At 40.9% G+C, this 17698-nt stretch carries 17 protein-coding genes; 7 read left to right on the top strand and 10 right to left on the bottom strand.

Annotated features, from left to right (window positions below; all coding sequences use genetic code 11):
* Nucleotides 1-2 precede the first annotated feature (2 nt).
* The 7 genes from Q4574_RS11910 to Q4574_RS11880 form a co-directional block, all read right to left on the bottom strand.
* Complete coding sequence (locus Q4574_RS11910; RefSeq protein WP_303474368.1) at nt 3-1169, bottom strand: glutathionylspermidine synthase family protein; 1167 nt, start codon at nt 1167-1169, stop codon at nt 3-5.
* A gap of 74 nt (nt 1170-1243) precedes the next feature.
* On the bottom strand, nt 1244-1855 hold the full coding sequence (locus tag Q4574_RS11905) for a DUF1190 family protein (RefSeq protein ID WP_303474367.1): 612 nt from the start codon (nt 1853-1855) through the stop codon (nt 1244-1246).
* Nucleotides 1856-1866: 11 nt separating this feature from the next.
* Entirely contained in the window at nt 1867-2283 is a 417-nt protein-coding gene (locus Q4574_RS11900) for a DUF350 domain-containing protein (protein WP_303474366.1), read from the bottom strand.
* A gap of 33 nt (nt 2284-2316) precedes the next feature.
* The gene (locus tag Q4574_RS11895) at nt 2317-2964 is read right to left on the bottom strand and encodes a YjfK family protein (protein WP_303474365.1); all 648 of its coding nucleotides are present in this window, start codon (nt 2962-2964) and stop codon (nt 2317-2319) included.
* A 38-nt stretch (nt 2965-3002) separates the two neighbouring features.
* Complete coding sequence (locus Q4574_RS11890) at nt 3003-4055, bottom strand: potassium channel family protein (protein WP_303474364.1); 1053 nt, start codon at nt 4053-4055, stop codon at nt 3003-3005.
* Between the two features lie 16 nt (nt 4056-4071).
* Complete coding sequence (locus Q4574_RS11885; RefSeq protein WP_303474363.1) at nt 4072-4752, bottom strand: PspA/IM30 family protein; 681 nt, start codon at nt 4750-4752, stop codon at nt 4072-4074.
* Nucleotides 4753-4779: 27 nt separating this feature from the next.
* Nucleotides 4780-5169, bottom strand: coding sequence for a DUF2170 family protein (locus tag Q4574_RS11880; RefSeq protein ID WP_303474361.1), 390 nt, complete (start codon nt 5167-5169; stop codon nt 4780-4782).
* A gap of 216 nt (nt 5170-5385) precedes the next feature.
* Here Q4574_RS11880 and Q4574_RS11875 point away from each other — a divergent pair, with 216 nt between their 5' ends.
* From Q4574_RS11875 to secF, 6 genes are all read left to right on the top strand, one after another.
* Nucleotides 5386-5673, top strand: a complete 288-nt coding sequence (locus Q4574_RS11875) for a DUF6471 domain-containing protein (protein ID WP_303474360.1) — start codon at nt 5386-5388, stop codon at nt 5671-5673.
* A 197-nt stretch (nt 5674-5870) separates the two neighbouring features.
* Nucleotides 5871-6911: a tRNA preQ1(34) S-adenosylmethionine ribosyltransferase-isomerase QueA gene (gene queA, locus Q4574_RS11870; RefSeq protein WP_303474359.1), complete on the top strand. Its 1041-nt coding sequence runs from the start codon at nt 5871-5873 to the stop codon at nt 6909-6911.
* Between the two features lie 171 nt (nt 6912-7082).
* Nucleotides 7083-8195 carry a tRNA guanosine(34) transglycosylase Tgt gene (tgt, locus tag Q4574_RS11865; protein WP_303474358.1) on the top strand — a complete coding sequence of 371 codons (1113 nt, stop codon included), beginning with the start codon at nt 7083-7085 and terminating at the stop codon, nt 8193-8195.
* A gap of 21 nt (nt 8196-8216) precedes the next feature.
* The gene (gene yajC, locus Q4574_RS11860; RefSeq protein WP_303474357.1) at nt 8217-8549 is read left to right on the top strand and encodes a preprotein translocase subunit YajC; all 333 of its coding nucleotides are present in this window, start codon (nt 8217-8219) and stop codon (nt 8547-8549) included.
* Between the two features lie 61 nt (nt 8550-8610).
* Nucleotides 8611-10455, top strand: a complete 1845-nt coding sequence (secD, locus tag Q4574_RS11855; RefSeq protein ID WP_303474355.1) for a protein translocase subunit SecD — start codon at nt 8611-8613, stop codon at nt 10453-10455.
* 9 nt (nt 10456-10464) lie between these two features.
* On the top strand, nt 10465-11406 hold the full coding sequence (gene secF / locus Q4574_RS11850) for a protein translocase subunit SecF (RefSeq protein ID WP_303474354.1): 942 nt from the start codon (nt 10465-10467) through the stop codon (nt 11404-11406).
* A gap of 325 nt (nt 11407-11731) precedes the next feature.
* On the opposite strand, the gene suhB is transcribed toward secF, so the two are convergent.
* Nucleotides 11732-12505, bottom strand: coding sequence for an inositol-1-monophosphatase (gene suhB, locus Q4574_RS11845; RefSeq protein WP_303474353.1), 774 nt, complete (start codon nt 12503-12505; stop codon nt 11732-11734).
* 135 nt (nt 12506-12640) lie between these two features.
* Nucleotides 12641-15148: a PilZ domain-containing protein gene (locus tag Q4574_RS11840; protein WP_303474352.1), complete on the bottom strand. Its 2508-nt coding sequence runs from the start codon at nt 15146-15148 to the stop codon at nt 12641-12643.
* 137 nt (nt 15149-15285) lie between these two features.
* On the opposite strand from Q4574_RS11840, the gene radA reads away from it, so the two are divergent.
* Nucleotides 15286-16650 carry a DNA repair protein RadA gene (radA, locus tag Q4574_RS11835; RefSeq protein ID WP_303474350.1) on the top strand — a complete coding sequence of 455 codons (1365 nt, stop codon included), beginning with the start codon at nt 15286-15288 and terminating at the stop codon, nt 16648-16650.
* Nucleotides 16651-16666: 16 nt separating this feature from the next.
* Here radA and Q4574_RS11830 read toward each other — a convergent pair whose 3' ends face one another.
* Complete coding sequence (locus tag Q4574_RS11830) at nt 16667-17536, bottom strand: diguanylate cyclase (RefSeq protein ID WP_303474464.1); 870 nt, start codon at nt 17534-17536, stop codon at nt 16667-16669.
* Nucleotides 17537-17698 lie beyond the last annotated feature (162 nt).

The following is a 17698-nucleotide window of genomic DNA, read 5'->3' as shown; positions in this document are numbered from 1 at the left end:
AGTTATCCTAGAATGATATGTGGTAAATAACGGGACATATCTTGGGTAATTAGCGAGCTGTCTTCTCGCACTGAAATGCCAGCTGCCTGGTCGTTTACCAACCAAGAACCAATTAATGTGTAGTTATTATCAAATTTAGGCAGAGGATGGAATGCTTGATAAATAAACCCTTCTTCACCATAGGGGCCATCAGCATGGGCTATCTCTTGTCCTTTTTCTAAAATACTAACGTTGGCACCTTCTCGGGAAAATAGGGGTTTTTTTACGATGCGCGTGTGGTCACACAAATGTAATTCGTCTTCGAAATAAGCAGGCAACAGATTTGGGTGTCCTTTAAACATCTTCCACAGCATGGGCATAAGTGCTTTGTTAGACAAAACACTTTTCCATAAGGGCTCAATCCAATTGGTTTGTGAGCTTTCCACATAATCACCAAATTCTTCACGTTGCATAAACTCCCAAGGGTAAAGTTTAAACAAGGTCTCTATTGGGTTATTTTTTAAATCCGTAAAGCGACCTGATTCTCCCAAACCAATATCTTCAATGAAAACAAATGGCCCAAGGATGCCCGATTCTGCGGCGCAATCTTGTAAATATTGCACTGTGCCTCTATCTTCAATGGTATCCTGACAGCATGCAAAATGAATCTGTTCAGTTTGATAATGTCCTGCGATTTCATGTAACCGACCTATCAGTTTTTCTTGTAAAGAGTTAAATTGATCTGCCTGACGAGAGAGTTGATTGCCGTCCACTAAATCTTGCAGCCATAGCCATTGCCAAAAGCCTGATTCATACAAGCTAGTAGGGGTGTCTGCATTATTTTCGTATAACTTTGCCGGACCACTACCATCGTAAGCAAAGTCTAGTCGAGAATACAAAGATGGATCGTGCTTACGCCAGGAATCTTTCACACCTTGCCAAAAGGGTTCGGGGATTTTAAAAGCAGATAACAAAGCGTCATTATTCACAACTTTATCGACAACTTGTAAGCACATTTGGTGAATTTCGACGCTAGGGTCTTCTAAGTCATTTTCAATTTGTTGTAAGTTAAACTGATAATAAGCGGATTCATCCCAATACGGCTCGCCATACATACTATGGAATGAAAAACCAAAGTCTTTTGCTTTTTGTTGCCAGTTTTTGCGGGGCTCACTTGGTATTCTGAACATCTAGACTCAATTGTTGTGATTTCATTGCGCTTTATCAAAGGGCTGGATAACGTCGTTCTCCGAGGGGGGGACGTTTAACCGCCCCAACCACCTTTGGAACTACTCTTACTGCCCCAACTTGATTTAGCACGCACAGAACTGCCAAATCCACCTCGTTTGATTGTTCGAGTGACCGCTGGTTTAGGTTTAAACGCATCAGGTCTGACTTTGTAATTACGCTTACGTAAATCACCATAATCATATCCACCGGCGCCTATCCATCTGTAACGATAGGGAGAGTAAGGGGAATAAGACGTAAACATGGGTTGATACTGATAACGATTAGGAGAAAGCAGGTTGCTTAACATGTAACCGGCCATAAATGGCATAAAAAAGGAGCCAGAACTGCGTTCTACTTGGCGACATTGATTTGGCCCAAACTCACTTTCACAATCTTGTTCAGAGTTGTATTTAGGCCCAGTTCGCTCCGCTTCAGCCAAGGCTTCTTGATAAGCGGTTGCACAAACTTGTGCTTGTTCAGGGTTCTCATTGGCACAATCTTGCGCACTGGTGTATATCGTCGCTTGTTGACGATTATCCGTGCAGGCTGCTAAGAATACAGAAGCGATACCGATTGCCAAAGGTTTGGCAGAAAATTGCTTACGCATTCTGTTTAGATTTATGTGTTTACTGCGTTTACGAGTCATGCTTGTGCCTCCTAGTAGGTCATGCAAGCCGCATTGAGTAAACCAACGCCGATGGACATGGAAGCCAACATTACGCCTGCAGAGACTTCTTGATTATCAATTCTTTCCGCGATGGCGGGCATGAACGTGAAGCGCAACAATAAAAAAGCCAAGACCTGTGCGATGAGGGCAATGAAACCCCAAATAGCAAAGTCAAACTGCGACGTTGAATTGGTTACAGCACCCGATAAAGCAATACTGAAGCCGACAATAGCACCACCAAAGCCGATTGCCGCAGCGGTGTTTTTTTCTTCTTTTACAAGCTTCCATTCATCATGGGGCGTGACCCATGCGTAGACGATTTTGAATATAAATAACAGCACTATTGAAACCACAAAATAGATTGCAAAATTACCTAATCCGGCGATTGAATCCAACAATATATCCATCGATTTTTCCTTTTCTGTGTATACGTTAATTTGCTAACCGTTTATTTTTATATCGGCAGGCAAAATATCGAAGCCGGTACTGATAACAAGGCAACGATCATGGTTATTATCTACAATTTTTTCTTCAGCACAAACCAATAAGGTTTCGAAGGATTCTTGACCGATTTCTCGTTCATATAGCATAACGAATTGATCCGTTTGACTAGTATCGCCATCCAATTCAAATGTTTTCTCTGTCATTGCTACTGGAGGGGATTCCTCGCCAACAGCGTCCCAAACACGATTATACTGATTGTTTTCAATTTGATAATGAGGTTGAGAAACCTGGCCTTCGAGCAAGTCTTTCCATTGCTTGTCCGTTCCCACGGTCTGTGTATTGTAAAAGTACCATAACTTCACATCAGTGATGTGATTTTCTGTGTCGCCACCGTCTAATACAACCTGTAAAAATGCGTCGTCATCGGTGTAATAACGCAAAATTTTTCCACCTGTATCTAAATGGGCTTCGCCTACAGCCTGGATTAAGTGGTGTCTAGCAGCACCTTCAATCACCAATTCAGGTTCGATAAGTTTGAGTTTTAGATCATCAAGCTCGAAGGAGCCCCCTAAATATAGGCCCATTATTTCCGGCGCTGTTATTTCAGATTGCTTATCTTTTTTGGTAAACCATTTTGAAAACATGATTTCTCCGTTTTTTATCTTACCTGTTACTTGCTTTATTACTCAGACAATAGTTGCCAATCGAAGTGATTGATGCGTTGTTCAGCAATATAAAAGAGTTTGTATTTGGGCAGGATAGTTACATCAAAATTAGGGTTTAAAGTCACTTTTGCCGGAATACTTGGTTCAACAAAGCCAATGAAAGTCGCGTTATAGCGCTGTTTTAAGGTTATAAATAGTTTTTCAACAGATATCTGCTGCACGGAATCAGGTACTTCAATTGAAAATTGAGCTTGACCTTCTTGTACCGTCAATAAGTCGTGTTGCAGCAGGCTGGAGCCTGGATCAAATGCTGACTTAGCCAACATTTCAACGGCGACACTGGGGGTACATTCGATATTGGGACAATGGGTTTGCAGCAAGTCGACTAAAGATTCATCTTTAAAATAAGCAAGAAGGTGGGCGCTGTTATTTCTTTTACTACAATACAAAGAGGTGGTCATAGTGACATCATCTTCTTCATTGTCCATCACAATAACCGCAGCCTTATCCACACAAGCTCTATCCATTTCTTTATCGTTGTTAAAAGATATGACTTTGATGAATTCAATCTTGTCGGGCATTGGATTGTCGATATCAGCTTTAACACATAACACAATTTCGGGTTTATTTTCCGTTTCTGCTCGTTCTTTAAGTAGCAAGTTAAGCAGTTGAATAGTGCGCTGGCCATTCCAGCCAATTACCAAAACATGGTTTTCAAGATCTAATGGTTTCAAACCTTTCACTCCTTTTTGCCATTGCATAGACACCCAAGCCGCGATCCGCCCAAGGACTAAGGCAAATATACTCAACCCTAATGGGATGACATAAAACGAGACTATATATTTTCCTGCACTTGTCACCGGTGACATATCACCATATCCAACGGTAGAACCGGTAACGACTAACCAATAAACAAAATCATTTACATTGAGTAGGTCATGCTCGCCAGAGGCATACAGTAAAAGCCATGTAGTTAGGGCATAAAACAAAAGCGCTAGTACAATGGTGTACCAGCGCATCTCAGAAAAGACTCGGGTGAGTACTTTACGTACCTTAAGGACTAACAGCATTTATACGCTAACCAATTTATTCGCCTAAAATACGTTTGAGTTCATCATCAGCTGAGCTTTTTCCGCCTTTAATTCCAGCCTCAGCCAACCGCTTTTCTAAGTCAGTGGTTGAGTCGCTAGAGGCAAGTTCTTCAGCCGCCTCTAATTCTGCACTGCGCAATTTCTGTTTGTCTTGAATACGATTTAGCGATTCAGTCGCGGTTTTCATTTTACTGTTTGCGCCCATGTGTCTGGATGAAACCGCTACTTGGGCTTTTTGCACTGATTCCGTCGCCTTCACCATATCGACTTGCTGTTCCAAACGCTTCAAATTGTCTTTAGCTTGGTTAATATTGGCAGCAAGCTGTTTTTCTGATTGGGTGAATTGATCAAGAAACTCCTGTTCGGTTTCCATTTCTGCGGTTAAGTCCGCAACTTTTTGTGCACAATCCAAAGCCAATTGACGGTCAGATTCAATGGCTTTACGAGCGTGCTCTTCATATTGACCAATTGATACTTTCAGGCTATCAACCTTTTGTTTTGCCAATTTACACTTTGCTAAAATTTGAGTACGTGCATGGTCTGATTTACGTAACTCTTCTTTTGCATCGCGAATCTCTTGTTCTAGAATTCGAATGGCTTGACTGTCTACAACTGATTGAGCCGCTTCTGTTGCGCCACCTTTTACCGCTGTAACTAACTTTCTCCAAACCGACATAATCTTCTCCCAAAATACCTTAATGTTTTAGTGCAAATGCTCTTGATAAGCGTCTAAGAATGCAGCCACATTGTGGAATAAAGCATCGAGTTCAATTTTGATGCTTTCTGCTTTAGATTGTGAGCTCAAGGCACCAAATGCAGTGTAATAGTCTTGTTCAGCAACTTGAGATATTCCAATAGTTGTTAACGGAAACAACATATGGGTTTTCAATATCTCTTCGTTCAAAGCTGCTTTATCTTTGACTTCTGAACTTGAAAATAAAATGGATTCGATAATAATTTGCTCTCCACTGAGTGCTAACCATGCATCTAAACCATCACCATTTCCGATCAATAAACAATTTTCTTCACGGGTGACAACAATGTTGTCGTTATCTGATAATAGGGTCTCAAGTTGATCAAGGTCCCAAGTCATATGCCTACTCTCCTGTCAGTGTAATGACTATAGTATGTTACCTTTGTAAACGAAAAAACATGATCAGTTCAAAATGAATTGTAAGTTTTTTCGCAACGAGTCGAATTGTACTGACAAATGATTTTTAATGTCAAACTTTATTTTACCTTTTTGAGTTGTATGGTTTATTTTTGTGAATTATAATTCACAAAATGGTTTATTTTTAGTGGGTGTGAAGTGGCGAAAAAACAAGATAATGCAAACTGGCGACAAGTCGTGCAGCGAATCATAAAGGCAGAAATGTCTAAACGTGGCGTGAAATACCAAGATCTCAGTGAGCGATTGAACACAATTGGTGTTGTCCAGAGTGCTGATAATTTACGCAACAAAGTAAATAAGGGGATTTTAGGTGCCGATTTACTTTTGCAAATCGTTTATGTTTTAAAAATGCGTAAAATTGAACGTGAGGATATCATTGAGATATTTGCTGACATGCAAATATCGCTAGATGAAGACGATGTTTGAAAAACAGACAAAAAAAACCCAGCTAGGGCGGCTGGGGAAACTATGTTTGGGAGAAACATCGAAAAAATAAGATGGTTATAATTTATACTGTTACAACCAGAACTCAAGGAAAAGCGAGTATGGATAAAGCGTTGCAGGTATATTTTTTAATACGTAAAATAACGAATATTAACTTACAGTTGGGCTAACCAAACGCCATGAAATTATCTGATTTCCATTTTGATTTACCTGAGCGGCTAATCGCTCGATACCCCACAGAACAAAGAACTGCCAGCAAATTACTGTGTTTAGATGGTAGAACTGGCAATTTAAAAGATACACATTTTTCTGCTTTTCTTGATTTAGTGGATGAGGGGGATTTACTTATTTTTAATAATACCCGAGTGATCCCAGCCAGATTACTTGGCAAAAAATCAACCGGTGGAAAAGTCGAAGTATTGGTTGAACGAATTATTGATGAAAAAACCGTGTTAGCCCACGTGAAGTCAAGCAAGTCACCCAAACCAGGAGCATTACTGATATTAGAAGAGCATATCCAAATGGAAATGGTGACTCGTCACGATCAATTGTTCGAATTACGGGTTGTGAATGATGAACCTGTGCTTAGCCTATTAGAAAAATTCGGACATATGCCCCTACCTCCCTACATTGACCGACCAGATGAAGATTCTGACAAAGAGCGATATCAGACTGTTTATTCTGAAAAACCGGGTGCCGTAGCTGCGCCAACGGCTGGGTTGCATTTTGACGAGGCAACCCTTGAAGCCTTGCAACAAAAAGGGGTGAATACCGCATTTGTTACTTTACATGTAGGGGCAGGGACGTTTCAGCCCGTCCGCGTAGATAATATTCAAGACCACCATATGCATTCCGAATATGCAGAAGTACCGCAAGATGTTGTGGATGCAATTAATTTAGCCAGAGCAAAGGGAAAACGAGTTATCGCTGTAGGGACAACGTCTGTGCGTTCATTGGAGTCGGCCGCTGCAGCAAGTATTAAAAAAGGTAAGCCCCTTGAAGCCTTTTTTGAAGATACCGATATTTTTATTTATCCTGGTTATCAGTTTGAAATAGTAGATGCAATGCTGACGAATTTTCACTTACCAGAGTCCACCCTAATTATGCTAATTAGTGCCTTTGCCGGTAGAGAAAACGTGATGCAGGCGTATCAGCAAGCAATCGCTAAAGAATACCGATTTTTCAGTTATGGTGATGCCATGTTTATCGAAAAATCTTAACCGTTGACGAGGAAATCGCAGCGATAAATCCACGCATTTCGCTTATTAAGGCAACTTTCAAGCTGAAATTACCTTTTGATGATTTCAGCTTGCTCATTATTCCTTTATAATCCCCGCTGTTTTTCAGCACTGGACTGTTTTCCGGTATGCAGAAATTTTAAAAGGTTAAAAATGAAATTTGAATTAGATACAACCGATGGCAAAGCCCGCCGCGGTAGATTAACGTTTGACCGAGGTGTTGTAGAAACACCTGCTTTCATGCCTGTTGGTACTTATGGCACGGTTAAAGGGATGACGCCTGAAGAGATAGAAGAGTCAGGAGCACAGATCTGTTTGGGTAATACCTTTCACTTGATGTTACGTCCGGGTACTGAAATCATGAAACAGCATGGCGATTTACATGATTTCATGCATTGGCATAAACCAATACTCACGGACAGTGGCGGTTTTCAGGTGTTTAGTTTAGGTGATTTACGTAAAATAACCGAAGAAGGGGTCACCTTCAGATCGCCAATTAATGGCGAGAAAATACTGCTTACCCCGGAAAAGTCAATGGAAGTTCAACGTGATCTGGGGTCTGATATCGTCATGATATTTGATGAGTGTACTCCTTATCCTGCCACAGAGCCTGAAGCTCGTCGTTCCATGGAATTGTCATTACGTTGGGCGAAACGCAGTAAACAAGCCCATGAAGGTAACCCGTCAGCGTTGTTTGGGATTATTCAAGGTGGTATGTATGAAGGATTGCGTGATCAATCTTTGAAAGGTCTTGAAGATATTGGTTTTGACGGTTACGCCATTGGTGGTTTATCTGTCGGCGAGCCAAAAGAAGATATGATTCGAGTTTTGGATCATACCGCAGATAAAATTCCCGCTGAAAAGCCGCGCTATTTGATGGGAGTAGGGCGACCAGAAGACATCGTTGAAGCGGTTCGCCGCGGAATCGACATGTTTGATTGTGTTATGCCGACGCGGAATGCTAGAAATGGTCATTTATTTGTTACCGATGGCGTTATTAAAATACGCAATGCCAAACACAAAACAGATACTGGGCCTTTAGATGAGAAATGTGATTGTTATACTTGTAAAAATTATTCACGGTCATACTTACATCATTTAGACAAATGTAATGAAATACTCGGTGCTAGATTAAACACCATACACAACCTTCGTTACTATCAACGAGTCATGCAGGGGTTGCGTGACGCTATCGCTGAACAAAAGCTTGATGACTTTGTTGAAGAGTTTTACGCACAAAAAGATATGCCGGTACCGGCTTTATAACTAAAAATATATGAGGAATTTATGAGTTTTTTTATTTCTAATGCTTATGCACAAGACGCTGGCGCACAGGGCGGTGGTTTTGAAATGCTGATCTTATTGGGTGTTTTCGGATTAATTTTCTACTTTATGCTGTATCGTCCACAAGCAAAACGCGTTAAAGAACACAAAAACCTAGTTGCCTCTATTGGTAAAGGTGATGAGGTTCTTACTCAAGGTGGTATGGTGGGTAAAGTTGCAAAAGTTTCTGACGAAAAGGACTTTATTGAGATTTCGTTAAATGACAATACCAATATTGTAATTCAAAAAGGTGCAGTAACTGCTGTGCTACCTAAAGGTACAATGAAATCAATCTAACTAAATTGAAAATGGCAAACGCAAGTTTGCCTTTTTCGTTTAAGTAGAAAAGGAATAGCAAGTGTTAAATAAAACTCCCTTGTGGAAGTATATTATGGTGTTGATGGTTGTTGCCGTTTGCGCTTTATATGCCTCTCCTAATCTTTATGGTGAAGATTATGCTGTGCAGATTTCTGCGGGTCGTGACGCAGTTCTAGATTTGCCTTTGATAGATAAAGTTAATCAAGACTTAGCAGATGCGGGCATCGAGAAGAAGTCCATTGTACTTGAAGATGAGCAAATACTGGTTCGTCTTTACGATGATAGCGCACAAAGATTAGCTAACGAAACCCTCGCCAAATCACTAGGCAAAGACTACACAGTGGCGATGAATTTAGCCCCTGATACTCCTGAATGGTTGGACAGCTTAGGCGGTACACCCATGAAATTAGGTTTGGATTTACGCGGTGGTGTCCATTTCTTAATGGAAGTGGATATGAACTCGGTAATTACCAAATCCCTAACCGACATGGAAGGTGACTTTAAAACCTCATTGCGGGAAGAAAAAATTCGTTATTCACGGGTGAGTATTGTTGATGAGTCTGTGCAAATCCGTTTTCGCGATCAGGATACCTTAGATAAGGCTGAATTTTTCCTTAAAAATCGCAACCGGGATATCACCTTAGTAGAACAAGGTGACTTAGTTCTGGTAGCTAAAATGTCAGAACAGAAGCTGTCTGAAATTCGCGATTATGCAGTAAAACAAAATATCACCATTATGCGCAACAGGGTCAACCAACTCGGGGTGGCTGAGCCTCTTATTCAGCGCCAAGGTGCTGATCGCATTGTTGTCCAGTTGCCTGGTATTCAAGATACTGCTCGGGCGAAAGAAATTTTGAATGCGACTGCTACTTTAGAATTTAAAATGTTAGATCAAGAACACGATATACGTGATGCCCTAAATGGCCGCATCCCGCCAGGCTCTGAAATCGTTGAAGATCAGCAAGGTGTGCCGCAACTACTTCTCAAAAAAGTTATGCTTGAAGGAAGTCACATCATTGATGCTAACGCGGGTGTAGATGAATATGGTATGCCTAAGGTGTCCATTTCGTTAGATTCTGCTGGTGGTAGCAAAATGTCATTGGCCACCAAAGGCAACATCGGTAATCCTATGGCAACCGTATTTATTGAATACAAAGCAACGGGTGAAAAGAATGAAAAAGGTAAACTCATTTTTGTACCTGAACGTGAAGTCGTCAGTGTGGCGACTATTCGAGCTCAACTTGGAAGTCGATTCGAAATTACTGGCTTAGATTCACCAAAAGAAGCTCGGGATTTATCATTGTTGCTGCGTGCAGGAGCCTTGATTGCGCCCATTACTATTGTTGAAGAACGTACAGTTGGGCCTAGCTTAGGTCAAGAAAATATCGACTTGGGTATGCAAGCCATTATTTGGGGATTTGCCTTAGTATTAGCCTTTATGCTGTTTTATTATCGATCATTTGGCGTAGTAGCAAATCTTGCGCTAGCGGCCAACTTGGTCATGATTGTTGGCGTTATGTCAATGATACCCGGTGCAACTTTAACCTTACCTGGTATGGCCGGTATTGTGCTGACTGTGGGTATGGCAGTTGATGCCAATGTATTGATTTTTGAGCGTATTCGCGAAGAAATTCGTGAAGGAAGAAGCCCTCAACAAGCTATCCACTACGGTTATGATAGTGCGTTTTCTACCATCTTAGATGCGAATATCACGACCTTTATCGCAGCAATTATTCTTTTTGCTGTTGGAACCGGTCCAATCAAAGGCTTTTCTATCACGTTAATGATAGGTATAGCTACCTCGATGTTTACTGCAATTATTCTAACCCGTGTAATCGTTAACGGTGTTTGGGGTGGTAAACGTCTTCAGAAACTGTCGATTTAGGAGCCGGACATGCGATTTTTTAAACTAAAAGAAAGTATTGATTTTATGTCAATGCGCATTCCCGCCATGATTATATCGGGAATACTGATTATCGGTTCGTTGGTCTCTTTGGGGGTTAATCAGCTCAATTGGGGATTAGATTTCACCGGTGGTACATTGATCGAAGTAGGCTATGATAAACCTGCTCAATTAGAACAAATTCGTTTGCAACTGGAAGCTGCCGATTTCGGTGATGCGGTAGTGCAAAACTTCGGTAGTAGTGAAGATGTGTTAATTCGCTTAGCTCCGCGTGACGGCGTAAAAGCCCAAGAGGTGGGTGATCAAGTACTGAGTACTTTGCGCAGCTCTGGTGACAATGTTGACATGCGTCGAATCGAGTTTGTTGGTCCAAATGTGGGTGAAGAGTTAGCAGAGCAAGGCGGACTTGCTATGTTGGTTGCATTGATCTGTATTCTCATTTATGTGGCAATGCGATTTGAATGGCGATTTGCTTTGGGTTCCGTTATTGCGTTGGCCCATGATGTTATTTTAACCTTAGGTTTGTTTTCAGTCTTACAACTTGAATTCGACCTCACGGTAATGGCTGCGGTATTGGCTGTAATAGGTTACTCACTCAATGATACTATTGTGGTTTCAGATCGTATTCGTGAAAACTTTCGAAAAATTCGCAAAGGTGGACCCGAAGAGATTATTAACACCTCATTGACGCAAACCTTAAATCGAACCATCATCACATCATTAACCACTATATTGGTTTTGATGGCGTTATTTTATAAAGGTGGCGCACTCATACATGGTTTCGCTACAGCGTTATTATTTGGGGTTATTATTGGTACTTATTCTTCTATTTATGTAGCAAGTTTAGTTGCATTGATGCTGGGGATCAGTCGCGAAGATTTAATGCCTACTGTTGTCGAAAAAGAAGGGGCGGATTTAGATCCTCTTCCTTAAGATTTTCGATTTTAAAAAAAGCTGGGTTTACCCGGCTTTTTTTATGTCTGCGACCCGCCCTAAAGAGCGTTGACACCCTTCAAACTTGATTTGGACAGTGCAATGCAATCAACAACTAAACGTACTCACGAGATTATTCCCTCGTTTTTAAATTAGTAGTTGTAGCGCAGGCAGAAAATCTAATGAAAAGGCGTGCAGAAAATGCCAAGCAACCCTGTTGTGTTGTATTTATACTTGCTGGCTTGAGGCACAAAAAAAGGAAGCAAAATGCTTCCTTTTTAGATCTTCGAGAACGAAATTAAACCTATGCCTTTTTCATTATCGATTATTTTAAGTGTTTCACCAACGACTGCACTACGCGCGGGTTGCCTGCGACTATCTCACCTTTATCGAGGGGATCATTACCGCCTTTATAGTCAGTAACCAAGCCACCAGATTCACGTACCAGTAGTTCTCCAGCAGCAACGTCCCAAGGTTTGATGCCGCGTTCCCAATAACCATCATATCGACCTGCAGCAACATAAGCTAAATCTAACGCTGCAGAGCCACAACGGCGGACATCGCCACATTGTTTAAATATGTTTGAGAAACGTTGTATAGCTTCATCAGATGTTTCTTTCGCTTTGAAAGGGAACGCAGTGGCAAGCACAGTATTGTTTAAGTCTTTTGCTTTACCGGTGCGGATCCTGAAACCATTTAATTGTGCACCAGCGCCTTTACTTGCAGTGAAAAGTTCACCACGAATTGGGTCAAATACCACGGCTTGGTCTATACGACCTCTGTGCATTAGGGCTATCGAAACCGCAAAGTGGGGAATACCTTTGATAAAATTAGTGGTACCGTCAAGGGGGTCAATGATCCATTTAAATTCGTCACTGCCTTCGACTATGCCGCCTTCTTCACCTAAAAATGAGTGGTCGGGGAAAGATTGCTGAATTTTTTCAATAATGATTTTTTCGGCTTCTTTGTCGATTTTAGTGACGAAGTCGTTCTCACCTTTTTTTTCCAACAACAAATCATTACGATTTTCAAAACCACGAGTTATCACATTTCCAGCAGCGCGAGCAGCGCGCACCGCAATATTCAGCATAGGATGCATAAGTTACCACCAATTTTTAAAAGAACGGACGAGCAGCCTTGGCTTATTAATTGATTTCAAGGCCGCACAAAATTTCGCCGCGAAGTCTACCAGTTTTGCCTGTAGATGCAATCAAATTCTTGGTAGTACCGTAGATTAGGCTTTTAATAAATTTTCAATTTTGTCCGAATTGACTTTGTGATAAGCCGGCATTTGCTGATTATCTATAATCTGTTGTTGGCTGAAATTGTGTCGTATTAATACTTCATCAGTCACATCAATTAGGTCGCCCACACCAATAATATTCCAAAGCTGCTCTTCGAGTATTTTTGCTTTGTGGATTGCATAAATACCCACATAACTAATTTCTGCTTGTAAGCGTTCAATATCCGGACGTCCCGCTCTGGCTAAGAACACTTTCACCGCTATAAATTGGCCTGATTCACGAGCTTGATTAATGAAGTTTTTACGTTCTTTATCACCATGGAATTGATCGGAAAAACGGCTTTTTATAGCTTCGTCAATATATTCTCGGCTTGGATCAAAAGCGACGAATATCTCGCGCATTACTGGCTTTTTATTGGTTTTAATTCGTTTTAACGTGTACTGAATAAAGTCTAATTCAACCCCATAAGTTGAATACAAAAAGTGCATATTGTATTGACCGTTTTCCGCATCGAAAGCCAATAGATTATTCAAACGACTATTGGGATTACTGGTAACAATGGCATCGGGGAGAAAATCAATCCCTTCTTTGCGGATAAAAAATGCGGTGTTTAAGACATTCTTCGCAAATAAATTTCGCAATGCTGAGCCAATCCCAGGTATTTCTTCTTCTTCACTATGGGCTTTTAGTTTTCCGCGGTTATTACGAATAAGCTCTTCAAAAAATCGTTGTGCAGTTTTGTTGACTGAATCTACAACGGCTTGAAGGTGCAAAACATTGCGCCCATAGGAAATTCCCTTGACGACGTATGGCAGATTAGACAAATTAAATTTCTTGGTAACATTTTGTAAAAGTGGAAAACTGAGTTTGACCAAATCATTTTCTTCACCATGAAAAAAGTCATTCAACTCAACGCGCATTCCTCGCGTAGAAACATCTTCACTGCTTCCTTCAATTGTTATATCACCAAAATTTAATTGCACTTTACTTCGCAATTGATAGCGGGTCTCTTTGCGTTGATTGTGATATTTAAACCTGAACATCTGCACCGCTGGAGGCAGTTTATTTCTTGGGTGTCCAAACACTTTTAATTGTGAGATTTCTCCACGGCGAATGGGTACTTTTTCATAATTTTGAGTACCAACTTCATCAGTAATATCGGTTAGGAGCGCCATGTATCTCACATTTTTAAGGCGTGACATCAACCTCGGTGCGGGTGGATGATTTTGACGTTTCACCGCACTGCTAACAGAGTCGGGTAAAGACAGTGGTATATGTACTTGGTTGAGATCTACATTGGTAATTTGTAATTTGAAAACCCGCCAACTTGCTTTCCTACCGCCATAGCCCAGAAACACCTTCATCAAATCTGGACGGTCGAACAACTCTTCTTGAGTAGCAGAATAAAAATAAACTTTGTCATCTTTAATGTGATTGAACGAATAAACAATGGTTTCCTGATAATTTTCAGGTTGGCTTAATAGCCTTGCAATACGCTGATGTCCTAAGACATAACCAAGGCGCAATTCAAATAGCTCATCACTCCAATAATACAAGGGATCTTTATTGCAGTTATTGATTAGGGCGTATTTGGGAACATAAAGATCTTTTATTTTTTCAATGTATATGGGGACAGAGGACACATTGGGAATAAAATACTGTTCGTAGGTCTTTAGGTTAATCGCCGTGAGCGTATTATCCATATTAACTTTATAGCGACGTTTGTTGCCGTGTATGAACTTTTCAAAAAAGTCTTTAAACGAGTGTTGAGTGTGTTCTTCATTTTTCTGTAATGAAATACGTTGCTCTCGTTTGCTACTTTCAACATTAACAATGTTGTATCCCACGCCAGCCTTTCGATCTATTGAGTATTCGCCTTCTAACCCTCGAAACTGGACAGTAATCCTATCACCGACTTTAAATAAGTGTTCATTCGCCACTTTAACTTTTAAACCACTTACTGATACATCTATTGTGGTTGCTTGAATACTTTTATTTAACTCTGTAAATAACTCAATATTCACTGCGAAATTCATGCGCTCTTCGCAACGTTTAGCATATTCACCGAAGCGTAAAACGGTGGCGTGATGGGGTTTACGTTCTTCTACCACAACCCCTTCTTTTTCAGCTTCTTCCCGCTGCTTTTGATAAATAACACGATAACTGTTTTCGGTATTTTTAACTGCCTCATATACTCCCATGGTATATTCACCAAACAGTCGAACCTGCTTTTCGAAAACATCAATGGCAGTATCGTCTAAAAAATGAGTTTTATCCTGATAAGTAAATTCGCGGCAATCGCCAGCTACCTGCCCTCTGAGGTCGATGAGGCGGAGGCATGGACGAGATAGGCGCTTTAATTCCATTTTGATTAAAAAGCGTTTTTGTTTCGGGATGCCAGATGCAACCTGTGATAGAACCTGATTAAATTCAGGTTCATTTATCATTGGTTTTAACTGTTCTATAATGTCGTGATACTTTTCTAAATCTTGACTCATGCCAATCAAATGTTCGCTATGGTTAAGGCGTCGTTATGATATTCTTTTATCGGCAACGAATAAATAACCTTTGATCCCAACTTACCGGTTTAGTTGAATTAATCAACTAGCCCTAATTTAATGTAGTTCAATAACTTATGGCTAAACGTAAAATCGCTTTTGTATGTACTGATTGTGGAGCAGAGTTCCCTCGCTGGCAAGGACAATGTAATGATTGTCAGGCATGGAACACCATTTCTGAAGTTGTTCTTAGTAATGATAAACATGCACCTGAACGGAATTTAAAAGGCTACGCAGGGCAAACCCACGCGAAAGTGGAAACCTTAGATCAAATTGACTTACAAGCATTACCGCGATTCAGTGCGGGTTTCAAAGAACTCGATCGCGTTCTTGGGGGAGGTGTAGTGCCTGGTGCTGCAATGTTAATTGGCGGCTCGCCTGGGGCAGGTAAAAGTACGTTGTTGCTGCAGGTAATGTGTCATTTGGCCCAAGGACGTAATACGCTTTATGTCACGGGGGAGGAATCCTTACAACAAGTGGCGATGCGAGCGCAACGATTAGGATTACCCACATCTAAATTAAAAGTGTTGGCGGAAACGAATGTAGAAACCATTTGTGAATTGGCGTTAGTGCACAAACCCGACATTATGGTAATTGATTCCATACAGGTCATGCACGTGAGTGATATTCAATCCGCACCTGGCAGTGTTTCCCAAGTGCGAGAAAGTGCCGCGTTTTTAACGCGCTTTGCCAAACAGCATCATATTGCAATGTTTTTGGTCGGACATGTCACCAAAGAAGGAAATTTGGCAGGTCCTAAGGTGCTGGAGCATTGCATAGATTGTTCAATGATGCTTGAAGGGGAAAGTGATAGTCGTTATCGAACGTTGCGGGGAAATAAAAATCGTTTTGGTGCAGTAAATGAGTTGGGCGTGTTTGCCATGACAGACAAAGGTCTTAAAGAGGTCAGCAATCCATCAGCTATCTTTTTAAGTCGCGAAGAGCAACAGTCACCAGGCAGCATTGTTATGGTGGTTTGGGAAGGGACACGACCATTGTTAGTGGAAATTCAAGCCTTAGTTGACTACTCTCAAATGGCAAACCCCAAACGTATCGCGGTGGGAACTGAAGCGAATCGTTTAGCTATGTTACTTGCTGTTTTACATCGCCATGGAAATGTGCAAATGAACGATCAGGATGTGTTTGTTAATGTGGTGGGTGGGGTTCGTGTTGCAGAAACCAGTGTTGATTTAGCCTTACTGCTAGCAATGATCTCCAGCTTTAGAAACCATACTCTATCCAGAGAATTAATTGCATTTGGAGAAGTCGGTTTAGCAGGTGAGATTCGGCCTGTCCCGAATGGAACTGAACGTATACAAGAAGCGGCCAAACATGGCTTTAAACGCGCCATTGTTCCTAAGGGAAATAAACCGAAACAATCCATCCCTGGTATAGAAGTAGTGGCAGTCTCACGTCTGTCAGAGGCTCTGGAGGCCCTCTAAAACCTTTATCTAAGGTTTAGGCTACAACAAATTGGTCACGCCCCGCATCTTTTGCCGAATACAAATTTTGATCGGCTTTTTGGATGAGTGCGATTTGACTAAGATTTTGAGGTGAAACGCAAATGCCGCCTGCACTAATAGTGACCCGGCTTAAGCTTGAAAGTTTGTGAGGTAAGTTTAGAGCGCGAATTGCACTTAGCATGCTATTGGCAATGTGCTCAACGCCACGCGCATCAGTATGGGGAAGTACAACTGCAAATTCTTCCCCCCCATACCTTGCTAAACAATCGGTAGGGCGCTTTAGTACGGTTCTCAGAGTACTTGCTACCTGCCGCAAACACTCATCGCCTTTAATGTGTCCATAGGTATCATTATAAAGCTTGAAATTGTCAATATCGATTAAGATTAAACCTATATGATGTTTCAAGCGGGTGCATAATTTCATTTGATCCGCTAAGAAACCATCAAAATAATGGCGATTTTGCACATCTGTCAAACCATCGACAGTCGCCAAACGTTTTAATTTGTCAGACATCAGCTTAGCTGCTAAATGTGAGTTAACCCTATGTCGTAATGTTGTGACTGAAAAAGGCTTGGTGATAAAATCTGTACAGCCCGCTTCCCAACATTCATCTTCCGCTTCTGGTGAATTGTGAGAACTGACAAATATAATCGGTATTTCTTGGGTATTATCGTTATCTTTGAGTTTTCTGCACGCGGTTAACCCATCCATAACAGGCATATTAATATCCATCAATATGATGTCAGGTAGCTTTTGATCACAAAAATCCAGCGCTTCTTGCCCTGAACTCACATGATGGGTAATAAAATTATCTGAAAGGGCTTTAGCCGCAATTAATGCACTAATGGGTTCATCTTCTACAATAAGAATTAAAACTTTATCCTTTTCATATAACTGATCAACAACTTTGAAGATAACTCAAACTCCTTTGTTAAGCATATTCAACAAAACATTTTTACGTGTGGATTAAACTTTAACCTTATTCTCTGCGTAGTTTATCTAAAAATTAACCGAATGTTTATTATA

Origin of the sequence: Aliiglaciecola sp. 3_MG-2023, from assembly GCF_030548205.1 — a bacterium.
Lineage (GTDB): Bacteria > Pseudomonadota > Gammaproteobacteria > Enterobacterales > Alteromonadaceae > Aliiglaciecola.
The sequence above is the reverse complement of the archived record's forward strand: the minus strand, read 5'-3'. Positions and strand labels throughout refer to the sequence as shown.